This window comes from Methylobacterium sp. Leaf112 (genome assembly GCF_001423295.1).
Classification (GTDB): Bacteria; Pseudomonadota; Alphaproteobacteria; order Rhizobiales; family Beijerinckiaceae; genus Methylobacterium.
Genome location: NZ_LMNG01000012.1, coordinates 173,742 through 195,472 on the forward strand (window position 1 = coordinate 173,742; position 21,731 = coordinate 195,472).

General features: G+C 68.5%; 25 protein-coding genes. 8 read left to right on the forward strand and 17 right to left on the reverse strand.

The window, feature by feature from the left end; translation table 11 throughout:
- Positions 1-131: 131 nt before the first annotated feature.
- From serA to trmD, 3 genes are all read right to left on the reverse strand, one after another.
- Entirely contained in the window at positions 132-1,724 is a 1,593-nt protein-coding gene (gene serA / locus ASF52_RS07555; RefSeq protein ID WP_056170081.1) for a phosphoglycerate dehydrogenase, read from the reverse strand.
- A gap of 296 nt (positions 1,725-2,020) precedes the next feature.
- Positions 2,021-3,187, reverse strand: a complete 1,167-nt coding sequence (locus ASF52_RS07560) for a phosphoserine transaminase (RefSeq protein ID WP_082483454.1) — start codon at positions 3,185-3,187, stop codon at positions 2,021-2,023.
- A 173-nt stretch (positions 3,188-3,360) separates the two neighbouring features.
- Positions 3,361-4,128 (reverse strand): tRNA (guanosine(37)-N1)-methyltransferase TrmD, encoded by a 768-nt coding sequence (trmD, locus tag ASF52_RS07565; protein ID WP_082502556.1) that lies wholly within the window; start codon positions 4,126-4,128, stop codon positions 3,361-3,363.
- Positions 4,129-4,210: 82 nt separating this feature from the next.
- Here trmD and ASF52_RS07570 point away from each other — a divergent pair, with 82 nt between their 5' ends.
- Positions 4,211-4,957 carry a class I SAM-dependent methyltransferase gene (locus ASF52_RS07570; RefSeq protein WP_056170684.1) on the forward strand — a complete coding sequence of 249 codons (747 nt, stop codon included), beginning with the start codon at positions 4,211-4,213 and terminating at the stop codon, positions 4,955-4,957.
- A gap of 69 nt (positions 4,958-5,026) precedes the next feature.
- Positions 5,027-5,815, forward strand: a complete 789-nt coding sequence (locus ASF52_RS07575; RefSeq protein WP_056170087.1) for a bestrophin-like domain — start codon at positions 5,027-5,029, stop codon at positions 5,813-5,815.
- A 155-nt stretch (positions 5,816-5,970) separates the two neighbouring features.
- On the opposite strand, the gene rimM is transcribed toward ASF52_RS07575, so the two are convergent.
- The 5 genes from rimM to ASF52_RS07600 all read right to left on the reverse strand — a co-directional run bounded on the left by rimM (position 5,971) and on the right by ASF52_RS07600 (position 9,229).
- Positions 5,971-6,504 (reverse strand): ribosome maturation factor RimM, encoded by a 534-nt coding sequence (gene rimM / locus ASF52_RS07580; RefSeq protein WP_443136667.1) that lies wholly within the window; start codon positions 6,502-6,504, stop codon positions 5,971-5,973.
- A 163-nt stretch (positions 6,505-6,667) separates the two neighbouring features.
- On the reverse strand, positions 6,668-7,030 hold the full coding sequence (gene rpsP, locus ASF52_RS07585) for a 30S ribosomal protein S16 (RefSeq protein WP_056170094.1): 363 nt from the start codon (positions 7,028-7,030) through the stop codon (positions 6,668-6,670).
- 5 nt (positions 7,031-7,035) lie between these two features.
- Complete coding sequence (locus tag ASF52_RS07590; RefSeq protein ID WP_443136662.1) at positions 7,036-7,371, reverse strand: chorismate mutase; 336 nt, start codon at positions 7,369-7,371, stop codon at positions 7,036-7,038.
- Positions 7,368-8,924 (reverse strand): signal recognition particle protein, encoded by a 1,557-nt coding sequence (ffh, locus tag ASF52_RS07595; RefSeq protein ID WP_056170097.1) that lies wholly within the window; start codon positions 8,922-8,924, stop codon positions 7,368-7,370. The genes ASF52_RS07590 and ffh overlap by 4 nt, the downstream gene beginning before the upstream one ends.
- A 71-nt stretch (positions 8,925-8,995) precedes the next feature.
- Positions 8,996-9,229, reverse strand: coding sequence for a hypothetical protein (locus ASF52_RS07600; RefSeq protein WP_056170100.1), 234 nt, complete (start codon positions 9,227-9,229; stop codon positions 8,996-8,998).
- Between the two features lie 377 nt (positions 9,230-9,606).
- Here ASF52_RS07600 and mtnA point away from each other — a divergent pair, with 377 nt between their 5' ends.
- Complete coding sequence (gene mtnA, locus ASF52_RS07605; protein ID WP_056170103.1) at positions 9,607-10,704, forward strand: S-methyl-5-thioribose-1-phosphate isomerase; 1,098 nt, start codon at positions 9,607-9,609, stop codon at positions 10,702-10,704.
- A gap of 6 nt (positions 10,705-10,710) precedes the next feature.
- Here the strand turns inward: mtnA and ASF52_RS07610 are convergent, their stop codons facing one another.
- The 8 genes from ASF52_RS07610 to ASF52_RS07645 form a co-directional block, all read right to left on the reverse strand.
- Positions 10,711-11,064: a type II toxin-antitoxin system PemK/MazF family toxin gene (locus tag ASF52_RS07610; RefSeq protein WP_056170106.1), complete on the reverse strand. Its 354-nt coding sequence runs from the start codon at positions 11,062-11,064 to the stop codon at positions 10,711-10,713.
- Complete coding sequence (locus ASF52_RS07615; protein ID WP_056170108.1) at positions 11,061-11,285, reverse strand: antitoxin MazE family protein; 225 nt, start codon at positions 11,283-11,285, stop codon at positions 11,061-11,063. Before ASF52_RS07615 ends, ASF52_RS07610 begins: the two co-directional genes overlap by 4 nt.
- 103 nt (positions 11,286-11,388) lie before the next feature.
- Positions 11,389-12,384 (reverse strand): MaoC family dehydratase, encoded by a 996-nt coding sequence (locus ASF52_RS07620; RefSeq protein ID WP_056170111.1) that lies wholly within the window; start codon positions 12,382-12,384, stop codon positions 11,389-11,391.
- A gap of 8 nt (positions 12,385-12,392) precedes the next feature.
- A complete protein-coding gene (ychF, locus tag ASF52_RS07625) occupies positions 12,393-13,490 on the reverse strand; it encodes a redox-regulated ATPase YchF (protein ID WP_056170114.1) in 1,098 nt (365 codons plus the stop codon).
- A gap of 4 nt (positions 13,491-13,494) precedes the next feature.
- Positions 13,495-13,950: a PIN domain-containing protein gene (locus tag ASF52_RS07630; protein ID WP_056170117.1), complete on the reverse strand. Its 456-nt coding sequence runs from the start codon at positions 13,948-13,950 to the stop codon at positions 13,495-13,497.
- A complete protein-coding gene (locus tag ASF52_RS07635; RefSeq protein WP_056170121.1) occupies positions 13,934-14,161 on the reverse strand; it encodes a hypothetical protein in 228 nt (75 codons plus the stop codon). The genes ASF52_RS07630 and ASF52_RS07635 overlap by 17 nt, the downstream gene beginning before the upstream one ends.
- Positions 14,162-14,223: 62 nt before the next feature.
- Positions 14,224-14,850 (reverse strand): aminoacyl-tRNA hydrolase, encoded by a 627-nt coding sequence (gene pth / locus ASF52_RS07640; RefSeq protein ID WP_056170124.1) that lies wholly within the window; start codon positions 14,848-14,850, stop codon positions 14,224-14,226.
- A gap of 142 nt (positions 14,851-14,992) precedes the next feature.
- Positions 14,993-15,679 carry a 50S ribosomal protein L25/general stress protein Ctc gene (locus ASF52_RS07645; protein WP_056170127.1) on the reverse strand — a complete coding sequence of 229 codons (687 nt, stop codon included), beginning with the start codon at positions 15,677-15,679 and terminating at the stop codon, positions 14,993-14,995.
- A 303-nt stretch (positions 15,680-15,982) separates the two neighbouring features.
- On the opposite strand from ASF52_RS07645, the gene ASF52_RS07650 reads away from it, so the two are divergent.
- On the forward strand, positions 15,983-17,485 hold the full coding sequence (locus ASF52_RS07650; RefSeq protein WP_056170129.1) for a phosphomannomutase/phosphoglucomutase: 1,503 nt from the start codon (positions 15,983-15,985) through the stop codon (positions 17,483-17,485).
- A 22-nt stretch (positions 17,486-17,507) separates the two neighbouring features.
- On the opposite strand, the gene ASF52_RS07655 is transcribed toward ASF52_RS07650, so the two are convergent.
- On the reverse strand, positions 17,508-17,996 hold the full coding sequence (locus ASF52_RS07655; RefSeq protein ID WP_056170134.1) for a pilus assembly protein N-terminal domain-containing protein: 489 nt from the start codon (positions 17,994-17,996) through the stop codon (positions 17,508-17,510).
- Positions 17,997-18,344: 348 nt separating this feature from the next.
- Here ASF52_RS07655 and ASF52_RS21915 point away from each other — a divergent pair, with 348 nt between their 5' ends.
- From ASF52_RS21915 to ASF52_RS07670, 4 genes are all read left to right on the forward strand, one after another.
- Entirely contained in the window at positions 18,345-18,515 is a 171-nt protein-coding gene (locus ASF52_RS21915) for a Flp family type IVb pilin (RefSeq protein ID WP_082483432.1), read from the forward strand.
- A gap of 152 nt (positions 18,516-18,667) precedes the next feature.
- Positions 18,668-19,201, forward strand: coding sequence for an A24 family peptidase (locus ASF52_RS07660; protein WP_244473738.1), 534 nt, complete (start codon positions 18,668-18,670; stop codon positions 19,199-19,201).
- Positions 19,202-19,342: 141 nt separating this feature from the next.
- A complete protein-coding gene (gene cpaB, locus ASF52_RS07665; RefSeq protein WP_056170140.1) occupies positions 19,343-20,146 on the forward strand; it encodes a Flp pilus assembly protein CpaB in 804 nt (267 codons plus the stop codon).
- A 35-nt stretch (positions 20,147-20,181) separates the two neighbouring features.
- Positions 20,182-21,702 carry a type II and III secretion system protein family protein gene (locus ASF52_RS07670; RefSeq protein ID WP_056170143.1) on the forward strand — a complete coding sequence of 507 codons (1,521 nt, stop codon included), beginning with the start codon at positions 20,182-20,184 and terminating at the stop codon, positions 21,700-21,702.
- The last annotated feature ends 29 nt before the right edge of the window (positions 21,703-21,731 follow it).

Sequence of the window (21,731 nt, forward strand, 5' to 3'; positions counted from 1 at the left end):
CCGTCGGATGTGATCAAGCCCCGCCTTGCAGGGACGGTAACCCGCGCTTCACCGATCCGTACGGCCGGGCTGGGAGGGAGATCGCACGACGCCCGGGTGGCCCCGGGCGCCGCGCGTCCACCGAGCCCGTTTCAGAAACTCACGGCGCGAACCCGGCGCACCTGCGGGATCGCGTCGATCTGCTTCAGCACCGCATCCGACACCGGCGCATCCACGGCGCACAGGCAGATGGCGCTGCCACCTTCCTCCTCGCGGCCAAGGTTGAACGTCGCCACGTTGACGTTCGCTTCGCCCAGGATGCTGCCCAGCCGCCCGATGAAGCCCGGCTTGTCGTGATTGCGCACGTAGAGCATGTGGCGCGCGAAGGCCGCGTCGATGGCGATGGAGCGGATCTCGATCACCCGGGGCTTGCCGTCGTGGAACACGGTCCCGGCCGCGTCGCGCGGCATGTCCTCGGCGTCGACAGTGATGCGGATCACCGATTCGAAATCCGTGACCGCGCCCTCGCGCTTGATCTCGTCGACGACGATCCCCCGCTCCCGGGCGAGCGCCGGGGCCGACACCATGTTGATGTCCTGCAGGAACGGCCGCAGCACACCCGTGATGGCGGCGGAGGTCAGCGCACGGGTGTTCATGGAGGCCACCGCCCCCTCGTAGATGATGCGGATGCCCTTGATCGGCGCCTCCGTGAGCTGCCCGAGGAACGAGCCGAGCTTTTCGGCGAGGGCCACGAACGGCTTCAGGCGCGGCGCCTCGTCGGCGGAGATGGAGGGGAAGTTGATGGCGTTGGTGATGGCGCCCTGGAGCAGGTAGTCGGACATCTGCTCGGCCACCTGCAGGGCGACGTTCTCCTGGGCCTCGTTGGTGGAGGCGCCGAGATGCGGCGTGCAGATGACGTTCGGATGCCCGAACAGCGGGTTCTGCTTGGCGGGTTCGGTGACGAACACGTCGAGGGCCGCGCCGGCGACATGACCGGAATCGAGGGCGGCCCGCAGGGCGACCTCGTCGACGAGGCCGCCGCGTGCGCAGTTGACGATCCGCACGCCGCGCTTGGTCTTGGCGATGGCCTCGGCCGACAGGATGTTGCGGGTCTTGTCCGTCATCGGCACGTGCAGGGTGATGATGTCGGCCCGGGCCAGCAGGGCGTCGAGCTCGACTTTCTCGACGCCGAGCTCCACGGCACGCTCCGGCGACAGGTAGGGATCGTACGCCACCACCTTGAGCTTGAGGCCGATGGCCCGGTCGGCCACGATGGCCCCGATGTTGCCGCAGCCGATGATGCCCAGGGTCTTGGCCGTCAGCTCCACGCCCATGAAGCGGTTCTTCTCCCACTTGCCGGCCTGGGTCGAGGCGTCGGCCTGGGGCAGCTGGCGGGCCAGGGCGAACATCAGCGCGATGGCGTGCTCGGCCGTCGTGATGGAATTGCCGAAGGGCGTGTTCATCACGATGATGCCGCGGGCGGTCGCCGCCGCCACGTCGACATTGTCGACGCCGATGCCGGCCCGGCCGATCACCTTGAGGCGACCCGCCTCGGCGATGACCTTGCTGGTGACCTTGGAGGCCGAGCGGATGGCGAGCCCGTCGTAATGGCCGATGATCGCCGTGAAGGCGTCCTTGTCCTTGCCGAGGTCGGGAATGAAGTCGACGTCGATGCCGCGGTCGCGAAAGATCTGCACGGCCGCATCGGAGAGAGCGTCGGAAATGAGCACCTTGGGAGCAGCCATGATGGCCTCCGGGTTCTAGGAAAAGGGATTTTGGGGTTTGGCGCAGGGCACCTCGCCCCTTTCCTGCGGATGACCGTTTTCACACGGATCGCGGGCAGCGCGGGCCCCCACACATTCCAGGAGAGGGACAGGGTGAGGTGTGTGACCTTTTCGGATGGTTCGCACACCTCACCCCAACCCTCTCCTTCCAGGAGAGGGGGCCGGCCGCGCCTTTCATGAACCCCTTCGGGCCTTCAGAACGGCGACGGTGCGGGTGTACGAATCCGGCATCCTCCCCCGCAGAGGGGGGGGCGGCCCTACGCGGCCTGCGCGAGCTTCGCCTTCTCGGCGGCGAACGCCCAGTCGAGCCACGGCATCAGCGCTTCGAGGTCCGAGGCCTCCACCGTGCCACCGCACCAGATGCGCAGGCCCGCCGGGGCATCGCGATAGGCGCCGATGTCGTAGGCGATGCCCTCGCGGTCGAGGGTGTCGGCGATCCCCTTGGCCACGGCCTCGACGGCCTTTTCACCCTTCGCCAGCACGTCCGGATCGGTGATCACGAGGCACACGCCGGTGTTGGTGTAGGTGGCGGCATCGGCGGCGAGATGGCCGATCCATGGGGTGCGGGCGACCCAGTCGTGGACCACCTTCGCGTTGGCGTCGGCACGGGCGAAGAGCGCCTCGAGGCCGCCGATGCTCTTGGCCCAGTTCAGCGTGTCGAGGTAATCCTCCACTGCCAGCATCGAGGGCGTGTTGATGGTGTCGCCCTTGAAGATGCCCTCGATGAGCTTGCCGTCCTTGGCCATGCGGAAGACCTTCGGCACGGGCCAGGCCGGCGTATTGCCCTCGATGCGCGCGACGGCACGGGGCGAGAGCACGATCATGCCGTGCGCGGCCTCGCCGCCCATGACTTTCTGCCAGGAGAAGGTCACGACATCGAGCTTGTCCCAGGCGAGCGGCATGGCGAAGGCGGCCGAGGTGGCGTCGCAGATGGTGACGCCCTCGCGGTCGGCCGCGATCCAGTCGCCGTCGGGCACGCGGACGCCGGCGGCGGTGCCGTTCCAGGTGAAGATCACGTCGTTGTGCCGGGTATCGACGGCGGACAGATCCGGCAGGATGCCGTAATCCCCCACATGGACCTTCGGAGAAATCTTGAGTTCCTTGAGGGCGTCCGTGACCCATTCGAGGCCGAACGCCTCCCAGGCCACGACCTCGACGGTGCGCGTCCCCAGCATCGACCACATGGCCATCTCGACGGCACCGGTGTCGGAAGCCGGAACGATGCCGATGCGGTAATCGGCCGGCACCTGCAGCACGGTGCGGGTGAGGTCGATGGCTTCCTTGAGCTTGGCCTTGCCGATCACCGAGCGGTGGGAGCGCCCGAGGGCGGCGCCTTCGAGGGCCTGGAGGCTCCAGCCGGGGCGCTTGGTGCAGGGACCGGACGAGAAATTCGGCACGCGGGGGCGCGTGGTGGGTCGGCTCATGGTGGTCATCCTTACAGATGAAAGCTCCTCGTTGGGGAGGAGTGGCCCGCCCGGAGCAGTGAACCGCGCGCGGCGTCGGGGCAAGTTTCTTTTTATGAAACTCAGTTGGCTTTCGATAAAAGCCGTTTGAGGCAGCCTACAGACGGCTTATTCGCCCCACCATGACTTGTGTCTCACCGCTCGGACGGGTCGAGCAGGTCCGGCCGGCGTTCGCGGGTGAGGCGGAGGGCCTCCTCGCCGCGCCAGCGCGCGATGGCACCGTGATTGCCGCCGGTGAGCACGTCCGGGATGGTTCGCCCCTCCCAGTCCCGGGGCCGGGTGTAGTGCGGGTATTCGAGGCGCCCGCCCTCGAAGCTCTCCTCGACGCCCGAGGCTAGCTTGCCCATGACGCCGGGGAGCAGGCGCACGCAGGCATCGAGCAGGGTCAGGGCTGCGATTTCGCCGCCGGACAGGATGTAGTCGCCGATGGAGACCTCCTCCAGGCCGCGTCCGGCGATGACCCGCTCGTCGACGCCCTCGAACCGGCCGCAGACGACGACGACGCCCGGCCCCGCGCTCAGGGCGCGCACGCGGGCTTGGGTCAGGGGTTTTCCGCGCGGGCTCATGAGCAGGCGCGGGCGCGGATCGTCCCCCGGGGCCGCCGCGTCGAGGGCCGCCGCCAGCACGTCGCAGCGCAGCACCATGCCGGCCCCGCCCCCGGCGGGGGTGTCGTCCACGGCGCGGTGGCGGCCGAGGCCGTGCTCGCGAATCTGGCGAGCCTCCAGGGTCCAGGTGCCCCGCGCCAGGGCTTCGCCCGAGAGGGAATGGCCCAGCGGCCCGGGAAACATCTCGGGGTAGAGGGTGAGGAGGGTGGCGCGCCAGGCCGTGCGGTCTTGAGCCGTGCTGTCTTGGTCTGCGGGGTCCTGAGTCGTGCTGTCTTGAGCAGTGCGGTCTTGAGTCATGATGCTCCATGACGCGGGCTGGGGCGGCGGGTCAACGCACGACGGGCGGGCACCTTTGCCGGCCGGGGCCGGTTGTCCCGGCATGATGCGCTTCGCTCCGCTTGCCGCCGCTCTCCTCGGCCTCCTTCCCGTGCCGGCGCACGCCGCCGAGCCCCTCGGGCCGCCGGGTCTCCCGGCCGCCGCCTTCCCGAAACCCGACCGGCCGGTGGCGGAGATCATCGCGCCGCTCTGGGCCCAGGAAGGGCAGCGCGACCGGGTCGACGAGGTCGGGCAGGTCGCGCGCCTCATGGGGATCGGGCCGGGCCAGACCGTGGCCGATATCGGTGCGGGCAGCGGCTACTACACCGTGCGGCTTGCGACGCGGGTCGGCCCGCAGGGCCGCGTGCTCGCCGAGGACGTGACCCCGGATTACCTCGCGGGCCTCGAACGCCGCGTGGCGACGCTCCCCAACGTCACGGTGGTGCGGGGCGAGGCGCACGACCCCCGTCTGCCCCCGGTCTCCGTCGATGCCGCGGTTCTCGTTCACATGTACCACGAGATCACCCAGCCCTTCGGCCTGCTGCACAATCTGGCGGCGGCGATGAAGCCCGGCGGCCGGGTCGGCATCGTCGACGCCGACGCGATTCCCTCCCGCCACGGCACGCCGCCGGCCCTGCTGCGCTGCGAACTCGCCGCCGCGGGCTACCGGGAGACCGGCTTGCAGGTTCTCGACGGGGGCGTCGGCTACCTGGCGATCTTCGCGGCCCCCGCCGCCGCGGACCGGCCGGAGCCCGCCGCGATCCGGCCCTGCCGGGACACGGCGACCCGCACCGCCCCGACGCCGCGCTGAGGGCGGTTCACCCTTCGGTAGCGGGCTTGGCGCTACGGTCCCGACGAACTTTTCGACGGGAGGCGCGGCGTGATCCTCGGCCTGTGGCTCGACTTTCCGGTCTGGCTGATCTTCACCAGCCTGGGCGGTGTCTTCGCGGGAGCCACCGGGCTCCTCGTGCTCCTGACCAACTCGCGCCGGACCCGGCCAATCCTGTTGCGCCTCGGCACCGGCATGGTGCCGGCCTATTTCACCGCGATCTCGGTGCTGCTCGCCCTGCTCACGGGTACCGTCGCCAACGATGCGTGGGAGCGCCAGCGTCAGGCGGGGCGGGTGGTGCAGAACGAGCGCTCGAACCTCCTGGCAGCCCACGATCTCAGCCTCGCCACGGTGTCGGACATGAGCGAGATCCGCGCCGCCCTCGTGACCTACGCCAACGCCCTGATCCTGGACGAATGGCCGAAGATGACGGACGGGCTGTCGTCGCCCGTGGCGGGGGCCGCCCTGGGTCGCCTGATGGCGGTGTCGGCCGACCCCAAGCACGAGGCGGCGGGCCGGGCCGCCCATGCCCTCCTGCTCGACGCCGTGATGAACCTGCGTACGGCCCGGGGTGAACGCCTCGCGCTCAGCGACGCCCAGGGGGATCAATCGAAATGGCTGACCCTGATGGTTCTGGCCGGGCTGACCCTCGTCGCCATCGGCCTCGTCCACCTCGAACGCCCCGTGGCGCAGGCGACGACGCTCATCATGTTCTCCATCGCCATGGTTACGACTTTGGGGGTCGTCGCCCTACACGAGCGCCCGTTCGACGGCCCCATGGCGCGGGGCTCGGCGCCCATCGAGCGGGCGCGGGCGGTGATGATCGAGGGGCGGGGTTAGGGCGGGCGCCTCAGGGCTGGTGTGCCCGTCGCGATGTTGTTCGCGCTGTCCTGCCCTTCATCGAAGGACCAGGAACAGAGTGGCATGACAGGAAGCGAGATCGCCCGGATTCATGCGATCGAGGATCGCCGCTGTGCGGGAGCGCCGTTCCGGCCCTAGACGGGCTCCTCCGGCGGGCGCGGCCCGGCCGGAGCGAACAGGTCGTCGGGGGGATCGATCACGACCCGGCCGCCGGCGATGTCGAGTTCCGGCACGAAGGCCTTGGTGAAGGGCAGCAGCGCCGTCGCGCCGCCGAGCGCCGGCTTGATCTCCAGGAGATCGCCGCCGCCGTAATTCGGCACGTCCGCGACGGTGCCGAGGCGGGTGCCGGCGGTATCGACCACGTCGAGGCCCACGAGGTCGGCGGTGAAGAACTCGTCCGCGTCCGCCACGGTGCCGAGACGCTCGCGGGGGAGGTAAAGGGCGAGGCGGTTGAGGCTTTCCGCCCCCGTGCGGTCGGTCACACCCTTGACCCGCACCACGAGGAGGTCGGGCGCGGCACCGCCGGCCTGGCGCACGTCGGTGAGTTCGATGCGGCGGCCGTCGGCGCCGAGGAGCGGGCCGTAGGACGCGATGGCCTGCGGGTCGCCGGTGTAGGATTTCAGGCGGATCTCGCCGTTGAGCCCATGCGCCCGGCCGAACTCGCCCATCTGGACGAGGCTCGGATCGGTGGCGGGCAGGGGCGCATCGGCATCGGGCCTCAGTCGGTGGGCCGAAGTCGGTACGCTCTCGCCGATGCGTCCGGGACGCGCGCGGCGTCCGCCGTCCCCGTGGGGCGTGTGACCGGGGGGACGGCGGGCCATCGCTGGCGCCTCAGGCCGCGGCGTCTTCGGCCGGGGCAGCGGCCTTCTCGGCGCGCTTGGCGGCGCGCTCCTTGGCCTTCTCGCCCGGCTCGGCCTTCTGCGGGTTGTTGCGCACGGGGCGCTTGGCGAGGCCGGCGGCGTCGAGGAAGCGCAGGACGCGGTCGGTGGGCTGGGCGCCCTTGGCGAGCCAGGCCTGGATCTTGTCGGACTCCAGCACGATGCGGGCCGGATCGTCCTTGGCCTTCATGGGATCGTACACGCCGACCTTCTCGATGAAGCGGCCGTCGCGGGGCGCGCGGGCGTCGGCGACGACGATGCGGTAGTACGGGCGCTTCTTGGCGCCGCCACGGGTGAGACGGATCTTGAGGGACATGGTGTCTACTTTCTCTCTTCGATTGCGTTGTGATTGGCCGCAATCGTCTGGTGGTGCCGGATGACTTCCTTGACCACGAAGGTCAGGAAGGTCTCGGCGAAATCGGGATCGAGCTTGGCGTCGATCGCGAGTTTGCGCAGGCGGGCGATCTGCATCGACTCCCGCCCGGGATCGGAAGCGGGCAGGCCCTTGCGGGCCTTCAGTTCGCCGACCCGCTGGGTGCAGCGGAACCGCTCGGCGAGCAGGTAGATCAGGGCGGCATCGAAATTGTCGATGCTCTCGCGCAGGCGCACGAGTTCGGGGTCGATCCCCTGCGCCGCCATGGTCTCGGGGCCGCTCATCTCTTTTTCCCCGGCAGAAAGCCGCCGAGGCCGGGCAGGCCCTTGCCGCCGAGCCCCGGAAGGCCCGGCATCTTGCCCCCACCGCCGAGGCCCGGGGGCATCGGGGGCAGCTTGCCGCCGAACTGCTTCTGCATGTCGGCGATCATCTCGGGCGTCGGCTCCGGCATGCCCGGAGGCAGGCCCGGCATCCCGCCGCCGCCCATTCCGCCACCCATGCCGAACATGGAGCCGAGGGCCTGGCCGATGCCGCGCTTGCCCGAACCCATGGCCTTCATCATGTCGGCCATGGTCCGGTGCATCTTGAGGAGCTTGTTCAGCTCCTCGACCTTCGTCCCCGAACCCGCCGCGATGCGCTTCTTGCGGGAGTTCTTGAGGAGGTCGGGATTCTTGCGCTCCTGCGCGGTCATCGACGAGATGATGGCCCGCTGGCGGGCGAACATCTTCTCGTCGAGGTTGGCGTTCTCGACCTGCTTCTTGATCTGACCCATGCCCGGAAGCATGCCCATCAGGCCGCCGATGCCGCCCATCTTCTCCATCTGGGCGAGCTGCATCGACAGGTCGTCGAGGTCGAACTTGCCCTTGCGCATTTTCTCCGCGGTGCGGAGCGCCTGCTCGTGGTCGATGGTCTCGGCCGCCTTCTCCACGAGGGAGACGATGTCGCCCATGCCGAGGATGCGGTTGGCGACGCGGGAGGGGTGGAACTCCTCGAGCGCATCGACCTTCTCGCCGGTGCCCACGAGCTTGATCGGCTTGCCGGTGACGGCGCGCATGGACAGCGCCGCGCCGCCGCGCGAATCGCCGTCCATGCGGGTGAGCACGATGCCGGTGACGCCGAGGCGCTGGTCGAAGGCCCGCGCGGTGACGACCGCGTCCTGGCCGGTCAGGGCGTCGGCCACCAGCAGGACTTCGTGCGGGTTGGTGGCGGCCTTGACCTCGGCCGCCTCCTGCATCAGCGCCTCGTCGAGGGTGGTGCGGCCGGCGGTGTCGAGCATCACCACGTCGAAGCCGCCGAGGCGGGCCGCGTCCATGGCGCGCCGGGCGATCTGCACGGCCGACTGGCCGGCGACGATGGGCAGGCTCTCGACCTCGACCTGACGCGCCAGGATCGCCAGCTGCTCCATGGCGGCCGGGCGCCGGGTGTCGAGGGACGCGAGCAGCACCTTGCGCTTGTCGCGCGAGGCCAGCCGGCGGGCGATCTTGGCCGTCGTGGTGGTCTTGCCCGAGCCCTGGAGGCCGACCATCAGGATGGCGACGGGGGCGGGCGCGTTGAGGTCGATGAGCCCGACATCCGAGCCCAGCATCGCCGTCAGCTCGTCGTTGACGATCTTGACGACCATCTGGCCGGGGGTGACCGATTTGACGACGACGGCACCGACAGCCTTCTCGCGCACCTTCTCGGTGAAGTCGCGCACCACTTCGAGGGCGACGTCGGCCTCGAGCAGGGCGCGCCGGACCTCCCGCAGGGCGGCCGTGACGTCGGCCTCCGTGAGGGCGCCGCGGCGCGTCAGCCCCGAGAGAATGCCGGACAGGCGATCGGACAGGCCTTCGAACATGCGTCAGGCTCCCTGGACCAGGATCGTCACGGCGAATCCCGTTCCGTCACGTCTCGTCACGCCGTCGCGCATCACTGGTTGACGCCTGCGCTCGCCGCCCGGCGTGCCTGGAGGGCGTTCTCGAAGCTGCGCACCGCACGGGCGAACTTGTCCCGGCATTCGGGATTGCAGAAGCCCACGACGGCGCCGTTGTAGAGGGTCAATGCATCGGCCGAAATCGGCTTGCCCGACCAGGGGCAGACGTCGTTGACCGCGTCCGCGAGGCGCAGCGGTGTGTTCGACGTGTCGGGCGTGGCGTTGGGCATGCGGCTTTCGAACGAACGAGGGATCGACGCCCTCTACCCCAACGCGAATCTCGCCCGAGGGCGCATCGCGCTGTCGGGCGTTGACCTCCGGCCTCATGGGGCCGGTCGGCGTTCGTGCTGACGATCGGATCGTCGGAATCGATTGGGCTCGGTTAGGACGCCGACACCCGCGAGTCAAGTTTCTCAAACGGTGAAGCGGGTTCCGACCGTGAACGGATCGGCTTCCTACGGTCCGCAGAATGCATGCCCCCTCCCCCGAAGCCCCGGCGAACATGGTACGTGCGCCGGCATCGCGCTCGCACAGGCTGGCCTCGCCGAGGCGTTCTGACGTAAAGGCTCGGCCTCCCGCCCGGCCCCTCACCTCTCGGACGCGCGCCATGAAGATCGACGGCCAGCCCTACCGCACCATCTTCCCCGATGCCGACGGCGCCGCCGTGCAGGTGATCGACCAGACCCGACTGCCCTTCGCGTTCGAACTGAAGCGTCTCGCCTCCATGCACGAGGCCGGCACCGCCATCCGCACCATGGTGGTGCGCGGCGCGCCCCTCATCGGCGTGGCGGCGGCCTACGGCCTGGCGCTCGGCCTCGCCGAGGATTCGTCCGATGCCGGCATCGAGCGGGCGGTGGAGTTCCTCGCCGACACGCGCCCCACGGCCATCAACCTGCGCTGGGCGCTCGACCGGGTCGCGGCCAAGCTGCGCACGGTGCCGGAGACCGAGCGTGCCGCCTTCGCGTTCGCCGAGGCCGGGCGCATCGCCGAGGAGGATGTGGAGAGCTGCCACGCCATCGGGGTGCACGGCGCCAAGATCCTGGCCGATCTCCACGCCAGGACCGGCCGCACCGTCAACGTCCTGACCCATTGCAACGCCGGCTGGCTCGCCACCGTCGATTGGGGCACGGCGCTCGCCCCCATCTACGTCGCGCACGATGCCGGCGTGCCGGTCCACGTGTTCGTGGACGAGACCCGGCCGCGCAACCAGGGCGCGGCGCTCACGGCCTTCGAGCTCAACGCCCACGGCGTGCCCCACACGGTCATCGCCGACAATGCCGGCGGCCACCTCATGCAGCACGGCCGCATCGATCTCTGCATCGTCGGCTCCGACCGCACCACGGCCTCGGGCGATGTCTGCAACAAGATCGGCACCTACCTGAAGTCCCTGGCGGCCTCGGACAACGGCATCCCGTTCTACGCCGCCCTGCCGTTCTCGACCATCGACTGGACCCTCGACGACGGCGTGGCCCAGATCCCCATCGAGGAGCGCGACGGCCGCGAGGTCTCGCACCTCACCGGCCGCCTCCCCGACGGCGCCTTCGCGACCATCGAGGTGGTGTCCCCCGGCAGCCCCGTGGCCAACCCCGCCTTCGACGTCACCCCGGCCCGCCTGGTGACGGGCATCATCACCGAGCGCGGCGTGGCGCGCGCGAGCGCGGACGGGTTGCTGTCGCTGTATCCGGAGCGGCGGGCGGCGGCGTAGACGCCCTCAACTCTCGTCTTCGGCCTGATTTCTGGGCGTCAGACCAAGAAAAACGACGAGCGCACGATCGAGCCGAACGCTGTCCACGGCGTCGAGCGTCCCGCGACGCCGTCCAAGCTTCGATTTCGGAACGGTCGTGATTTTGTCGACCATCAGACGGGATACAGCGCGCAGGCCGTTGCTGGGATTCGGCATCACGGCGAGACGGATAAGGGGCACATCTGTCGGGTCGGTCGTGAACGCACAGATCGTGATGGAGTCGGTCGCGTCGAACCGATCCTCTTGAAGGATGACGACGGGTCGGGGTTTTCCAGCATAGTCCTTTCCGCCCGAGACGGTCCAGATCTCGCCGCGTTTCACGCATCGTCCCAGCGCGAGACCGAATCGATGAAATCCTGGTCGTCGGCTGCCTCCGCACTCGATGCAACGGCCGCGGCCTGCCGATGGGCTTCCGCTTCGAAGGCGGCCGCACGCGGATCGGGGACCCAGATCCGCACCGGCCGCAACCCCTGACGGCGGAGCCGATCGTGACGCTCCCGGATCGTCTCCGTGGTGCGTTCGGTCTTCGAAGCAACACTCACGTTCCATCTCCCCTGAAGACATCGAGTGTGCGCCGCCTCGACGTGAATGCCAAGGCACACGATTGGTCGGAGAGACACACGACGCAACAGGCCGCCTCCGCGCTCAGTGAACGGGCGCCCACTGCCAGAACACCGACCCGGTGAACTCGAACACCTTGGTGCCGTGCTGGTTCACCGCCGTGTTGTGGTGGGTCGCGAGGCCCCAGCCGGGGCGGGAGGCCGATCGGCGCTTGGCCGTGAGGGCGCAGGCATACCGCAGGGTGTCGCCGGCATAGACCGGGGCGAGCCAGCGCATGTCGCGGAATCCCGGCGAGGGTCCGAGCTGCGGCACCGGGCCCGACCGGGCGGAGAGCGCCATGTCGCGGGCGCGGGTGATGTGGAGGCGCTTCATCCAGACGGCGGCCGTGTGCCAGCCGGATGCGCAGAGCGCGCCGAAATGGGTCTCCCGAGCCGCGGCCGGATCGAGGTGGAAGGCCTGCGGATCGTAGGCCTTCGCATAGGCCACAATTGCTTCGGGCGTGAAGAGGTGATGCCCGAGGTCGCGGGCGACCCCGATGGGGGCATCCGCGAGGAAATCGAGCTGCACCGCGTCGGTCCCCTCCGCGGGTGCGCTCGGCTCGATGGGATTGACCACACGCGGCGGCAGCGGCGTGGCCCCCCGGCGGGCGAACATCACCGTGAAGGCCTGGGTCATCACCGCCTCGTCGCGGCCGTTGCGCAGGGTCAGGTCGAACCGCACGAAGCCGCGGTCGGGCTTGGTGTTCGAGGCCCGGCAACTGTCGACCTTCACGGAGATGCCGAGGGTATCCCCTGGCAGCACCGGCCGCAGCCAGCGCAGCTGCAGGACACCGGGCGAGCCCATGGAGGTCGCGCCCCGGAAGACGTGCTTCTGCAGGAGCCGCATGCCGAAGCCGGCGCTCTGCCAGCCCGAGCCGATGAGCTGCCCGACGAAAGTCGCCTCGGCCGCCGTCTCGTCGAGGTGGAACGGCTGCGGATCGAACTCGCGCGCGAAGGCGACGAGCTCCTCGCGGGTCACGGTGATCGGCCCGCCCTCGATGACGGCGCCGGGGGTGAAATCCTCGAAAGCGATACCGGTCATGCGCCCGCTCAGTTGGCGAAGCGGAAGTGCAGCACGTCGCCGTCCTGAACCACGTACTCCTTGCCCTCGAGACGAAACTTGCCGGCCTCCTTGGCGCCGCTCTCGCCCTTGAGGGCGACGTAGTCGGCGAACGCGATGGTCTCGGAACGGATGAAGCCCTTCTCGAAGTCCGTGTGAATCACGCCCGCCGCCGCCGGCGCCCGCGTGCCCTTCTCGATGGTCCAGGCGCGGGCCTCCTTCGGGCCGACCGTGAAGTAGGTGATGAGGCCGAGAAGCTCGTAGCCGGCGCGGATGACGCGGTTGAGGCCGGGCTCGGCCAGACCCACCGCCTCGAGAAAGTCGCCCTGATCGGCGACCGGCATCACCGCGATCTCGCTCTCGATCTTGGCCGAGACCACGACCGCCTTGGCGCCCTCGGCCTTGGCCTGCGCCAGCACCGCGTCGGAATAGGCGTTGCCCTTGTCGGCGTCGCCCTCGTCGACGTTGCAGACATAGAGGACGGGCTTGGCCGTCATCAGCCCGAGGGTCTGGAACAGGGCCTCCTCCTCGGGCTTGCGGGGAACGAGGCGCGCCGGCTTGCCCTCGCGCAGGAGCGGCAGGGCGCGGTTCACGAGGTCGAGGGCCTCCTTGGCTTCCTTGTCGGCGCCCTTGGCCTTCTTCTCCAGGGCGAACAGGCGCTTCTCCAGGCTGTCGAGGTCGGCGAGCATCAGTTCGGTCTCGATGGTCTCGATGTCGGCCTTCGGATCGACCTTGCCCTCCACATGGGTCACGTCGCCGTCGGTGAAGCACCGCACCACGTGGGCGATGGCATCGACTTCGCGAATGTTGGCGAGGAACTGGTTGCCGAGGCCCTCGCCCTTCGAGGCGCCGCGCACGAGGCCGGCGATGTCCACGAAGGTGAGCCGCGTCGGGATGATCTCCTTCGAGGCGGCGATCTTCGCCAGATCGTCGAGGCGCGGATCCGGCACCGCCACCTCGCCGACATTCGGCTCGATGGTGCAGAACGGATAGTTCGCCGCCTGCGCCGCCGCCGTCTGCGTCAGCGCGTTGAACAGGGTCGACTTGCCGACGTTCGGCAGGCCGACGATACCGCACTTGAAGCCCATGATGTCAGTTCCGTTGAAACACGTCGTTTGGCGACGCTTGAAAGGGATCGATGAGGGTCAGCCCCTCGAAAACCGTGCCGTGTCCCATATCCTCGGTGAGGAAGAACCGGCAGCCGGCCAGCGAAGCACCTGCCACGAGCAGGCAGTCGAACCATTGATATCCAAGCCGGTTTCGGACGGACCATGCCAATTCCACGTCCTCCTCCGAGATCGGACGATCGCCCCAGCTTCGCAGGGCCGCGATGTCCGAGCGAATGTCGTCCGCTGAGCGATGGCTCTCCTTCTTCAGGAGCCACCGAGTCAGTTCGTTGAGAACCTGAAGATTGGTGCGCGCCCGCCCGCTCGCTCCGACCGTTCCAAGCCAGGAGCGAGCCCGCTCGCGCTTCGTCGCATTGCGGTCGTCTCGTGCGTAGATGAGAACGTTCGTATCGATGAAAACGAGATCAGTCGTAGAGATCATCGCGTGAAGGAGCCTTCCCGTTCTCATCGGTGAGGGGGAGAAGGGGCCCGGCCAGGAATTGCTCGAGCGCTTCGAGCTGATTGAGCGGACGTCCAACTCGGACTTCGACCGTCTCGGCGATGAATTTCGACAAGCTCTTACCGTCCCGCGCCGCCGCCACACGAGCGCGTTGCAGAACCGCGTCGTCCATTGTCACCGTGACATTCTTCATCGCCCGCTCCCCAGTTCCGCACCCGATATCGTGTCCCCGTGTTTTCGTGTCAATTCGCAGCCTCAAGCGGGCTTGCCCGAACTCGCCCGTTCGCCGACGCCCTTGACGTCGTCCCAGCCGCGCCCCGCCATGGCGAGGTGAACCTTGTTCTGGAAGCTCGCATCCTCGCCCGCCGCCAGCAGGGCGATGTGGTCGGCGATGGCCCGGTTGAGATCGTCGAGCCAGGGCCCCTCGTCCTTGGCGAAATCGTTGAGCACGTAGGCGTGGACCAGGGCCTTGTCGCCCGGATGCCCGATGCCGAGGCGGACCCGGTGATAGTCGTTGCCGCATTGGGCCGTGATCGAGCGCAGGCCGTTATGCCCGGCATTGCCGCCGCCGAGCTTCACCCGGACCTTGGCCGGGGCGAGGTCGAGTTCATCGTGCAGCACGATCACGCTGCCGAGGGGGATCTTGAAGAAGCGCTGCACCTCGGCGACGGACCGGCCCGAGTCGTTCATGAAGGTCTGCGGCTTGAGCAGGACCGCGCGCTCGGTTCCCAGGACCGCCTCGGCGATCTCACCCTGGAACTTCTTCCGCCACGGACCGGCCCGGTGCACCCGCGCGATCTCGTCGAGGGCGAGGAAGCCGATGTTGTGGCGGTTGCGGGCGTAGCGGGCGCCCGGATTTCCGAGGCCGACGATCAGGCGCATGGCGCGACGTTTCCTGCCGAACGAGGGAGAACCGGACCAGCGAGGGAGTCTGGGAACAGGTGAAAAGGGTCTGTAAACAGGAATGCCCCGACCTCGCGGCCGGGGCATCCTCAGGGACGTGAAACCGGGGGGAGCCCCAGTTTCAGTCCTCCTTCTTCTCGTCCTCGGCGGCCTCGGCGGCCTCCTCGATCTTCTCTTCGGCGGCTTCGGCCGACTGGGCCTCGGCAATGGCGGCCTCTTCGGCCTCCACCTCGGCGCCGAGCACCGTCGGCGGCACGACGTTGGCGACGGTGGCGTCGGGTTCACCCGTAAAGGTGGCGCCAGCCGGCAGCTTGACGTCGGCGATGTGGATGGCGTCGCCGATCTCGCGGCCGGTCAGGTCGATCTCGACGGCCTCGGGGATCGCATCGGGGGCGACTTCGAGGGCCAGGGTGTGCAGCACGATGTTGAGGGTGCCGCCGCGCTGTTTGATGCCGGGGGCCGCGTCCTCGTTGATGAAGTGCACCGGCACCTCGACGGTGATGGACTGGCCGGCGACGACGCGCAGGAAGTCGACATGCAGCGGCACGCCGTTGACCGGGTCGAGCTGGAAGTCGCGCGGGATCGCACGGGTCTTCTTGCCGCCGGCGTTGATCTCGAACAGCGTGGTCTTGAAACCGCCGGCGTAGATCAGGGTGCGGGTGCGGATGAGGTCGATGGCGATGGCCTGCGGGGCCTGGCCGCCGCCGTAGATGACGGCGGGAACTTGGCCCTGGCGACGAACGGCCCGGGCGGCCCCCTTGCCGACCCGGTCGCGTGCCACGGCCTCAAGCGTCTTGACTGCGCTCATGGCGTGATCCTTCAAAGATTGAAACAAGCCGGGGAACAACGAAAGGCCGCCCGAAACGGACGGCCAAACCGAACCCCGATTCGCGCCCGTGCCTCCAAGGGTGTCTGGCGGGCGCGGGTCGCCTATAGCCTGGGGGGCGCCCGGGTTCAAGGACCCGCCCCGCACGACGCCGGAGGGACAGTGGCCCCCGGATGGACGCGAACGCGTCGGCTTCAGGCGAAGGTGCCGGGGGCAGCGCCGCCCGGACTTCTTCTGTCGACGCCGTTCGGATAAGCCTCATCGAGATCCTGGAGAGGCCCCGCGATGTTCCCCAAGCCCCACGCCGCGCTCGTGCCGAACACCTTCGCGTTCGAGGAACTGCCGCTGGTCAAGCCGACGGGGTTTCGCGAATACGATGCACGCTGGCTGTTCCCGCAGGACATCAACCTGATGGGCGTGCAGGCGCTGGGCCTCGGCATCGGCACCCTCGTGCACGAGATGGGCGTGCGCCCCGACATCGTCACGGGCCACGATTTCCGGGCCTACTCGTCCTCCATCAAGCTCGCCCTCATCGCCGGCATGCAGGCGGCGGGCCTGCGGGTGAAGGATGTCGGCCTCGCCCTGTCCCCCATGGCGTATTTCGGGCAGTTCGCCCTCGATTGCCCGTGCGTGGCCATGGTCACCGCCTCGCACAACGACAACGGCTGGACCGGCGTGAAGATGGGCGCCAACCGGCCCATGACCTTCGGCCCCGAGGAGATGGGCCGCCTGAAGAAGATCGTGCTGGGTGGAACCTACCGCTACCGGGATGGGGGCGCCTACGAGTTCGTCGAGGGGTTTTCGCAGGTCTACCTCGCCGATCTGAAGGCGCGGGCGAAACCGATCTCGCGAAAACTCAAAGTGGTGGCCGCCTGCGGCAACGGCACGGCCGGAGCCTTCGCGCCGCAACTTCTCGAGGCCCTGGGCGTCGAGGTGATCCCCCTCGATGTCGACCCGGACTACACCTTCCCACGCTACAATCCGAACCCCGAGGACATGGCGATGCTGCACGCCATCGCGGCGCGCGTGAAGGAGACGGGGGCGGATGTCGGACTCGGCTTCGACGGCGACGGCGACCGCTGCGGCGTGGTCGACGACGAGGGCGCGGAGATCTTCGCCGACAAGATCGGCGTCATGCTCGCCCGCGACCTCGGCAAGCTGCATCCCGGCGCCACCTTCGTGGTCGACGTGAAGTCGACGGGGCTCTACCACACCGACCCCGAGCTCCAGGCCCTGGCGATCCGGACGGATTACTGGAAGACGGGGCATTCCTACATCAAGCGCCGGGTCAACGAGCTCGGGGCGCTTGCCGGCTTCGAGAAGTCGGGGCATTTCTTCTTCAACGAACCGATCGGGCGAGGCTACGACGACGGGCTGCTCACCGCCATCGCGGTGATCGAGATGCTCGACCGCAATCCAGAGCGTTCCATGGCCGACCTCTACCGGGCGCTGCCGAAGACCTGGGGCTCGCCGACCATGTCGCCCCATTGCGCCGACGAGGTGAAGTACGGGGTGGTCGAGGCCGTGACCGCGCGGTTCCGGGCGATGTTGGACGCGGGCGAGACCCTCGCGGGCGCCAGGATCACGGACCTCGTCACCGTCAACGGCGTCCGTGTCGCGACCGAGGACGGCACCTGGGGACTGGTGCGGGCCTCGTCGAACAAACCCGAACTCGTGGTGGTGATCGAGAGCCCGATCTCGGAGGACCGCCTCCACGCCATGTTCGCGGCGGTGGACGGGGTGCTGCGCGAGAACGACGGGGTCGGTGCCTACAACCAGACCCTCTGAGGAAGCGAAGGGGGAAGGCGGTCTACTTCCCGCCGACTGCCATGGCACGGCGGGCTTCGGCCTGGCCGCTGACTTCGCCGAAATAGCGCGTCGAGTCGCCGAGCTGCGCCGAGGGCTGGCAATTGGGCGTGCACGAATACGATTCGCGCTCCAGGCCACGCTGCACCGTGACGACGGCGGCCTGGGGCGCCTGCACGCTGATGGTGGATTCGGCCAGCATGTTGCCGCCGCGGTCGAGGGCGATGAGGTTGGTCGAGCCGAAGCTCTTGCCCGTGAGGATGAGGACGCCGTTCTTCTGAAGGGACACGTCGGCGATGATCGGATTGCCGACGATGACCGTCTGTGTGTTCTCCGGCAAGCGGATCACCTTGGCGTTGTCCACCGTCACCGTCACCAAAGTCGGCGCCTGCGCGGCGGCCGGTCTGAGGGCGGCGGCGAGCAGAAGGGCGGCGAGCAACGGAACCACCGCACGGGACGCGGTGGATCGGAAAGCTGGGGAACGGTCGTCCATGGGGATCACTCGTGCCTGGGGACCGCACCCGCGCGGATTGGGAGCGGCGGTCGACCGCGTTCGTCGAGCCGACGGATCACCAAAACACAGGGAGGGTAAACAGGCCCCTAAGGACGGGCCGTGACCGGGCACGACACCGGCGAACCGCCTCCTCCATCATCTTCGCAGACGGTCTAGTCTTTACGATAGCTTTACCATGCTGCGATCGGACCGGACGAGCCCAGGTTTCGGCGAGTCGTTTAACCGATTTGCAACGTGGGACGGGCAATGTCGTTTCTGTCGCCGGACGAAACGTGACGATCTTCGACGGCACCTGATTTCCTCTCGGTCGAACAAGGATCCTGCGTCATGACGAACATCTTCAAGCGTTTTGCCTCCGACGAGTCCGGCGCCACCGCCATCGAGTACGGCCTCATCGCCTCGCTCATCGCCGTCGCGATCATCGCCGCCCTCAACGTGCTCTCGACCAAGATCAGCGGAACCTTCCAGTACGTCGGCAACAATCTCAAGCAGAGCTGAAGCCGAAGCGGCGATCGGCACGACGGGGCCCCGCATCCGCTCCAGCGGACGATGCGCGGAAGAGATCCGAAAAGGAGGCGCGTTCCCGAGTTCGCGCCTCCTTTCGTTGTCAAACCCCCATTCTACTTCTGACTACTTCTGAAAGCCCCACCATGGGTACAGCGAGCATGGGTACGGCGAGCGTTCTGTTCGTCTTCCCGTTCCTGATGGTCTACGCTGCCGCCAACGATCTCCTGACGATGCTGATTCCGAACCGGATCACCCTCGCGCTGATCGCGGGCTTTGCCATCCTCGCCGCGAGCTTCGGGTTCGGATGGACCGAATTGGCGGTGCATGCCGGCGCCGGGGCCCTCGTGCTGGCCATCACCTTCACCCTGTTCGCCCTCGGGCATATCGGTGGGGGCGACGCAAAGCTCGCGGCGGGCACCGCCCTTTGGATCGGCTTCGACCATCTGCTCGATTACTTCACCCTCACGGCCCTTGCGGGCGGCGTGCTCACGGTGGCAATTCTCGCCCTGCGCTCGCAGCCCCTGCCGGTGTTCGTCGGGTCGACCCTGTCGCGCATGCCGTTCCTCCTCCACCTCCACGACAAGCGCACGGGCGTGCCCTACGGTATCGCGCTGGCCTTCGCGGCGGTGATGGTCCTGCCCGAGACGGCGATCTGGACGCGGGCCCTCGGTCTCTGATCGACGCGGACGAACGGCATCGCCTTCGCGGTGACCGGCGGACCATGCAATTCATCAGGAATTCTTAACCCTAATTTGAGGAATCCGGGACCATCGTGACGGGGCGCGGCACTCGGCCGTCCCACAGGTTCATCCCCGGCAATGAAACCCGCTCGCCTTGCCGTCCTCGCCATCGCCCTGGTCACCGGCGGCCTCGCCGCCTACCTGATGAGCGGCGACGACAAACCCCCGGCTCCCGTGATCCTGGCGGCGCCGCCGCCGCCGGTCCTGCCGACGACCGACGTGCTCGTGGCCGCGGCCGAGCTGTCGATGGGGCAAAGCCTCCAGGCAGCGGATCTGCGCTGGCAGCCCTGGCCCGATCAGGCCATCACGCCCGGCTACATCACCCGCACCAGCCAGCCCAAGGGCCTGGAAGACATCACAGGTTCCATCGCCCGCTCCGGGTTCCTCTCCGGCGAGCCGATCCGGCCCCAGAAGCTCGCCCGCTCGGACGGTGGGTTCATGGCCGCCATCCTGCCATCCGGCATGCGCGCCGTGGCCATCGTCACCGATTCGCGGGGATCGAGTTCCGCCGGCGGCTTCATCCTGCCCAACGACCACGTCGACCTCATCCGAACCTACCGCGACGAGGAGGCCATGCAGGCCGGTGGGTCCGAGACACAGATCTCGGAGACCATCCTCACGGACATCCGCGTGCTCGCCGTCGGCCAGATCGTCCAGGAAAAGAACGGCAGCAACGTCGTGACCGGCGAGACCACGACCCTCGCCCTGACGCCGGCGCAAGCCGAGATCGTCACCCTGGCCCAGAAGGTCGGCCAGCTCTCCCTGTCCCTGCGCAGCCTCGTCGATTCCGGGCGCGCCACCGAAGTGGCACCGGACACCCGCGGCGAGGGTGGCGTGACGGTCGTGCGCTTCGGCGTCTCCAAGCAACAGTCGCGGCGCTGATGGCTCCGGCGAACGCGATGACAGGGGTTTCACCGATGATTGTCCGATCCCGGAGCGCCACCCGCCAACTGCCGATCCTGGTGGTGCCGGTCCTTGCGAGCCTCCTCGCCGGTCCGGTCACGGCTCGGCCGGTGCCCGACCTCGCTCCGGCGCCCGTGCTCGCCGTCGGCTCGAACGAGGCCGCGACCTCGCGCAAGATCGAGCTGACCATGGGCCGCTCCATCGTCATCGACCTGCCGCGCGACGCCAAGGAGGTGTTCGTCGCCAACCCGAAGGTCGCCAACGCCGTCGTGCGCTCGACCCGCAAAGTGTTCGTCATCGGCATGGAGGACGGCGCCACCTCGATCTTCATCATGGACGGCGAAGGCCGACAGATCACCGCCCTCGACGTCACCGTGGCGCGCGACCTCCAGCTCGGCGCCCTGCGCCAGATCCTGACGCAGAGCATCGCGAATGCCCGGTTCGACATCCGCACCGCCGGCAGCTCGATCATCCTGTCCGGCAGCGTCAACTCCGCGGCGGAAGCCTCCCAGGCCATCGACATCGCCAACGCCTTCGTGGGCCAGTCCGGCTCTGCGGGCGCGGGCGGCGCCTCGGCGGGCGCCGCCGCAGGCAGCACCCCGACCCGGGGCACGGTGATCAACAACATCACCATCCGGGGCCGTGATCAGGTGATGCTGCGCGTGACCGTGGTCGAGGTCGCCCGCACGGTGCTGAAGCAGTTCGGCATCAACATCAGCGGCAACTGGTCGGGGCTGAACCTCGTCAACAATGCACCGTTCGCCCTCAACGGCAGCGCCTTTCCCAACGGCAACGCCCTCAGTGGCACCGTCACCGGTACGGGTGGCGCGAGTCTCACGGCGACCCTCAGGGCGTTTGAGCAGGCCGGCGTCTCCCGTGTGCTCGCCGAGCCCACCCTGACGGCAATTTCCGGCGAAGCGGCGAAGTTCACTGCGGGCGGTCAGATTCCGGTACCGTCCACCCTCTCGTGCGTTCAGAACGTTGGCGTACAGACCTGCACACCTTCCATTGCGTTCAAGCCTTACGGCGTCAGCCTGACTTTCACCCCCGTGGTACTCGCCGAGAACCGAATTTCGATCCGGGTCGGCACCGATGTTACCGAGATCGATCAAACGAACTCGATCAACCTCGGCCAGGGTGGCACGAGCTTTCCCGTACCGGGCTTCACGGTGCGCAGCTCCGAGACCACCGTCGAACTCGCCTCCGGCGCCAGCATGATGACCGCCGGCCTGATCCAGCAGCGCAACAAAGCCACCATCTCGGGGCTGCCGGGGCTGATCAACCTGCCGATCATCGGTGCCCTGTTCCGGTCGCGCGACTATCAGCGCCAGGAGACGGAGCTGATGATCATGGTCACCCCCTACATCGCCAAGCCCATGGAGGCGCGCCAGCCCGCGCGGCCCGACGACGGCTTCGTCGACGCCCAGGACGCGCAGGGCATCCTGCTCGGACGCCTGAACCGCCTCTACGGCGTCGCGGGCGCAAGTCCGCTCGGACCGGCCTATCGCGGCCGGGTCGGCTTCATCACCGACTAGTCCTACCCGCTCAAAGACCCGGCCCCCGT

Coding starts and splice junctions, on each gene's coding strand:
- serA (WP_056170081.1), bottom strand. CDS start 1,724: ATGGCTGCTCCCAAGGTGCTCATTTCCGACGCTCTCTCCGATGCGGCC.
- ASF52_RS07560 (WP_082483454.1), bottom strand. CDS start 3,187: ATGAGCCGACCCACCACGCGCCCCCGCGTGCCGAATTTCTCGTCCGGT.
- trmD (WP_082502556.1), bottom strand. CDS start 4,128: ATGACTCAAGACCGCACTGCTCAAGACAGCACGACTCAGGACCCCGCA.
- ASF52_RS07570 (WP_056170684.1), top strand. CDS start 4,211: ATGATGCGCTTCGCTCCGCTTGCCGCCGCTCTCCTCGGCCTCCTTCCC.
- rimM (WP_443136667.1), bottom strand. CDS start 6,504: ATGGGCGAGTTCGGCCGGGCGCATGGGCTCAACGGCGAGATCCGCCTG.
- rpsP (WP_056170094.1), bottom strand. CDS start 7,030: ATGTCCCTCAAGATCCGTCTCACCCGTGGCGGCGCCAAGAAGCGCCCG.
- ASF52_RS07590 (WP_443136662.1), bottom strand. CDS start 7,371: ATGAGCGGCCCCGAGACCATGGCGGCGCAGGGGATCGACCCCGAACTC.
- ffh (WP_056170097.1), bottom strand. CDS start 8,924: ATGTTCGAAGGCCTGTCCGATCGCCTGTCCGGCATTCTCTCGGGGCTG.
- ASF52_RS07600 (WP_056170100.1), bottom strand. CDS start 9,229: ATGCCCAACGCCACGCCCGACACGTCGAACACACCGCTGCGCCTCGCG.
- mtnA (WP_056170103.1), top strand. CDS start 9,607: ATGAAGATCGACGGCCAGCCCTACCGCACCATCTTCCCCGATGCCGAC.
- ASF52_RS07620 (WP_056170111.1), bottom strand. CDS start 12,384: ATGACCGGTATCGCTTTCGAGGATTTCACCCCCGGCGCCGTCATCGAG.
- ychF (WP_056170114.1), bottom strand. CDS start 13,490: ATGGGCTTCAAGTGCGGTATCGTCGGCCTGCCGAACGTCGGCAAGTCG.
- ASF52_RS07630 (WP_056170117.1), bottom strand. CDS start 13,950: ATGATCTCTACGACTGATCTCGTTTTCATCGATACGAACGTTCTCATC.
- ASF52_RS07635 (WP_056170121.1), bottom strand. CDS start 14,161: ATGAAGAATGTCACGGTGACAATGGACGACGCGGTTCTGCAACGCGCT.
- pth (WP_056170124.1), bottom strand. CDS start 14,850: ATGCGCCTGATCGTCGGCCTCGGAAATCCGGGCGCCCGCTACGCCCGC.
- ASF52_RS07645 (WP_056170127.1), bottom strand. CDS start 15,679: ATGAGCGCAGTCAAGACGCTTGAGGCCGTGGCACGCGACCGGGTCGGC.
- ASF52_RS07650 (WP_056170129.1), top strand. CDS start 15,983: ATGTTCCCCAAGCCCCACGCCGCGCTCGTGCCGAACACCTTCGCGTTC.
- ASF52_RS07655 (WP_056170134.1), bottom strand. CDS start 17,996: ATGGACGACCGTTCCCCAGCTTTCCGATCCACCGCGTCCCGTGCGGTG.
- ASF52_RS21915 (WP_082483432.1), top strand. CDS start 18,345: ATGACGAACATCTTCAAGCGTTTTGCCTCCGACGAGTCCGGCGCCACC.
- ASF52_RS07660 (WP_244473738.1), top strand. CDS start 18,668: ATGGGTACAGCGAGCATGGGTACGGCGAGCGTTCTGTTCGTCTTCCCG.
- cpaB (WP_056170140.1), top strand. CDS start 19,343: ATGAAACCCGCTCGCCTTGCCGTCCTCGCCATCGCCCTGGTCACCGGC.
- ASF52_RS07670 (WP_056170143.1), top strand. CDS start 20,182: ATGATTGTCCGATCCCGGAGCGCCACCCGCCAACTGCCGATCCTGGTG.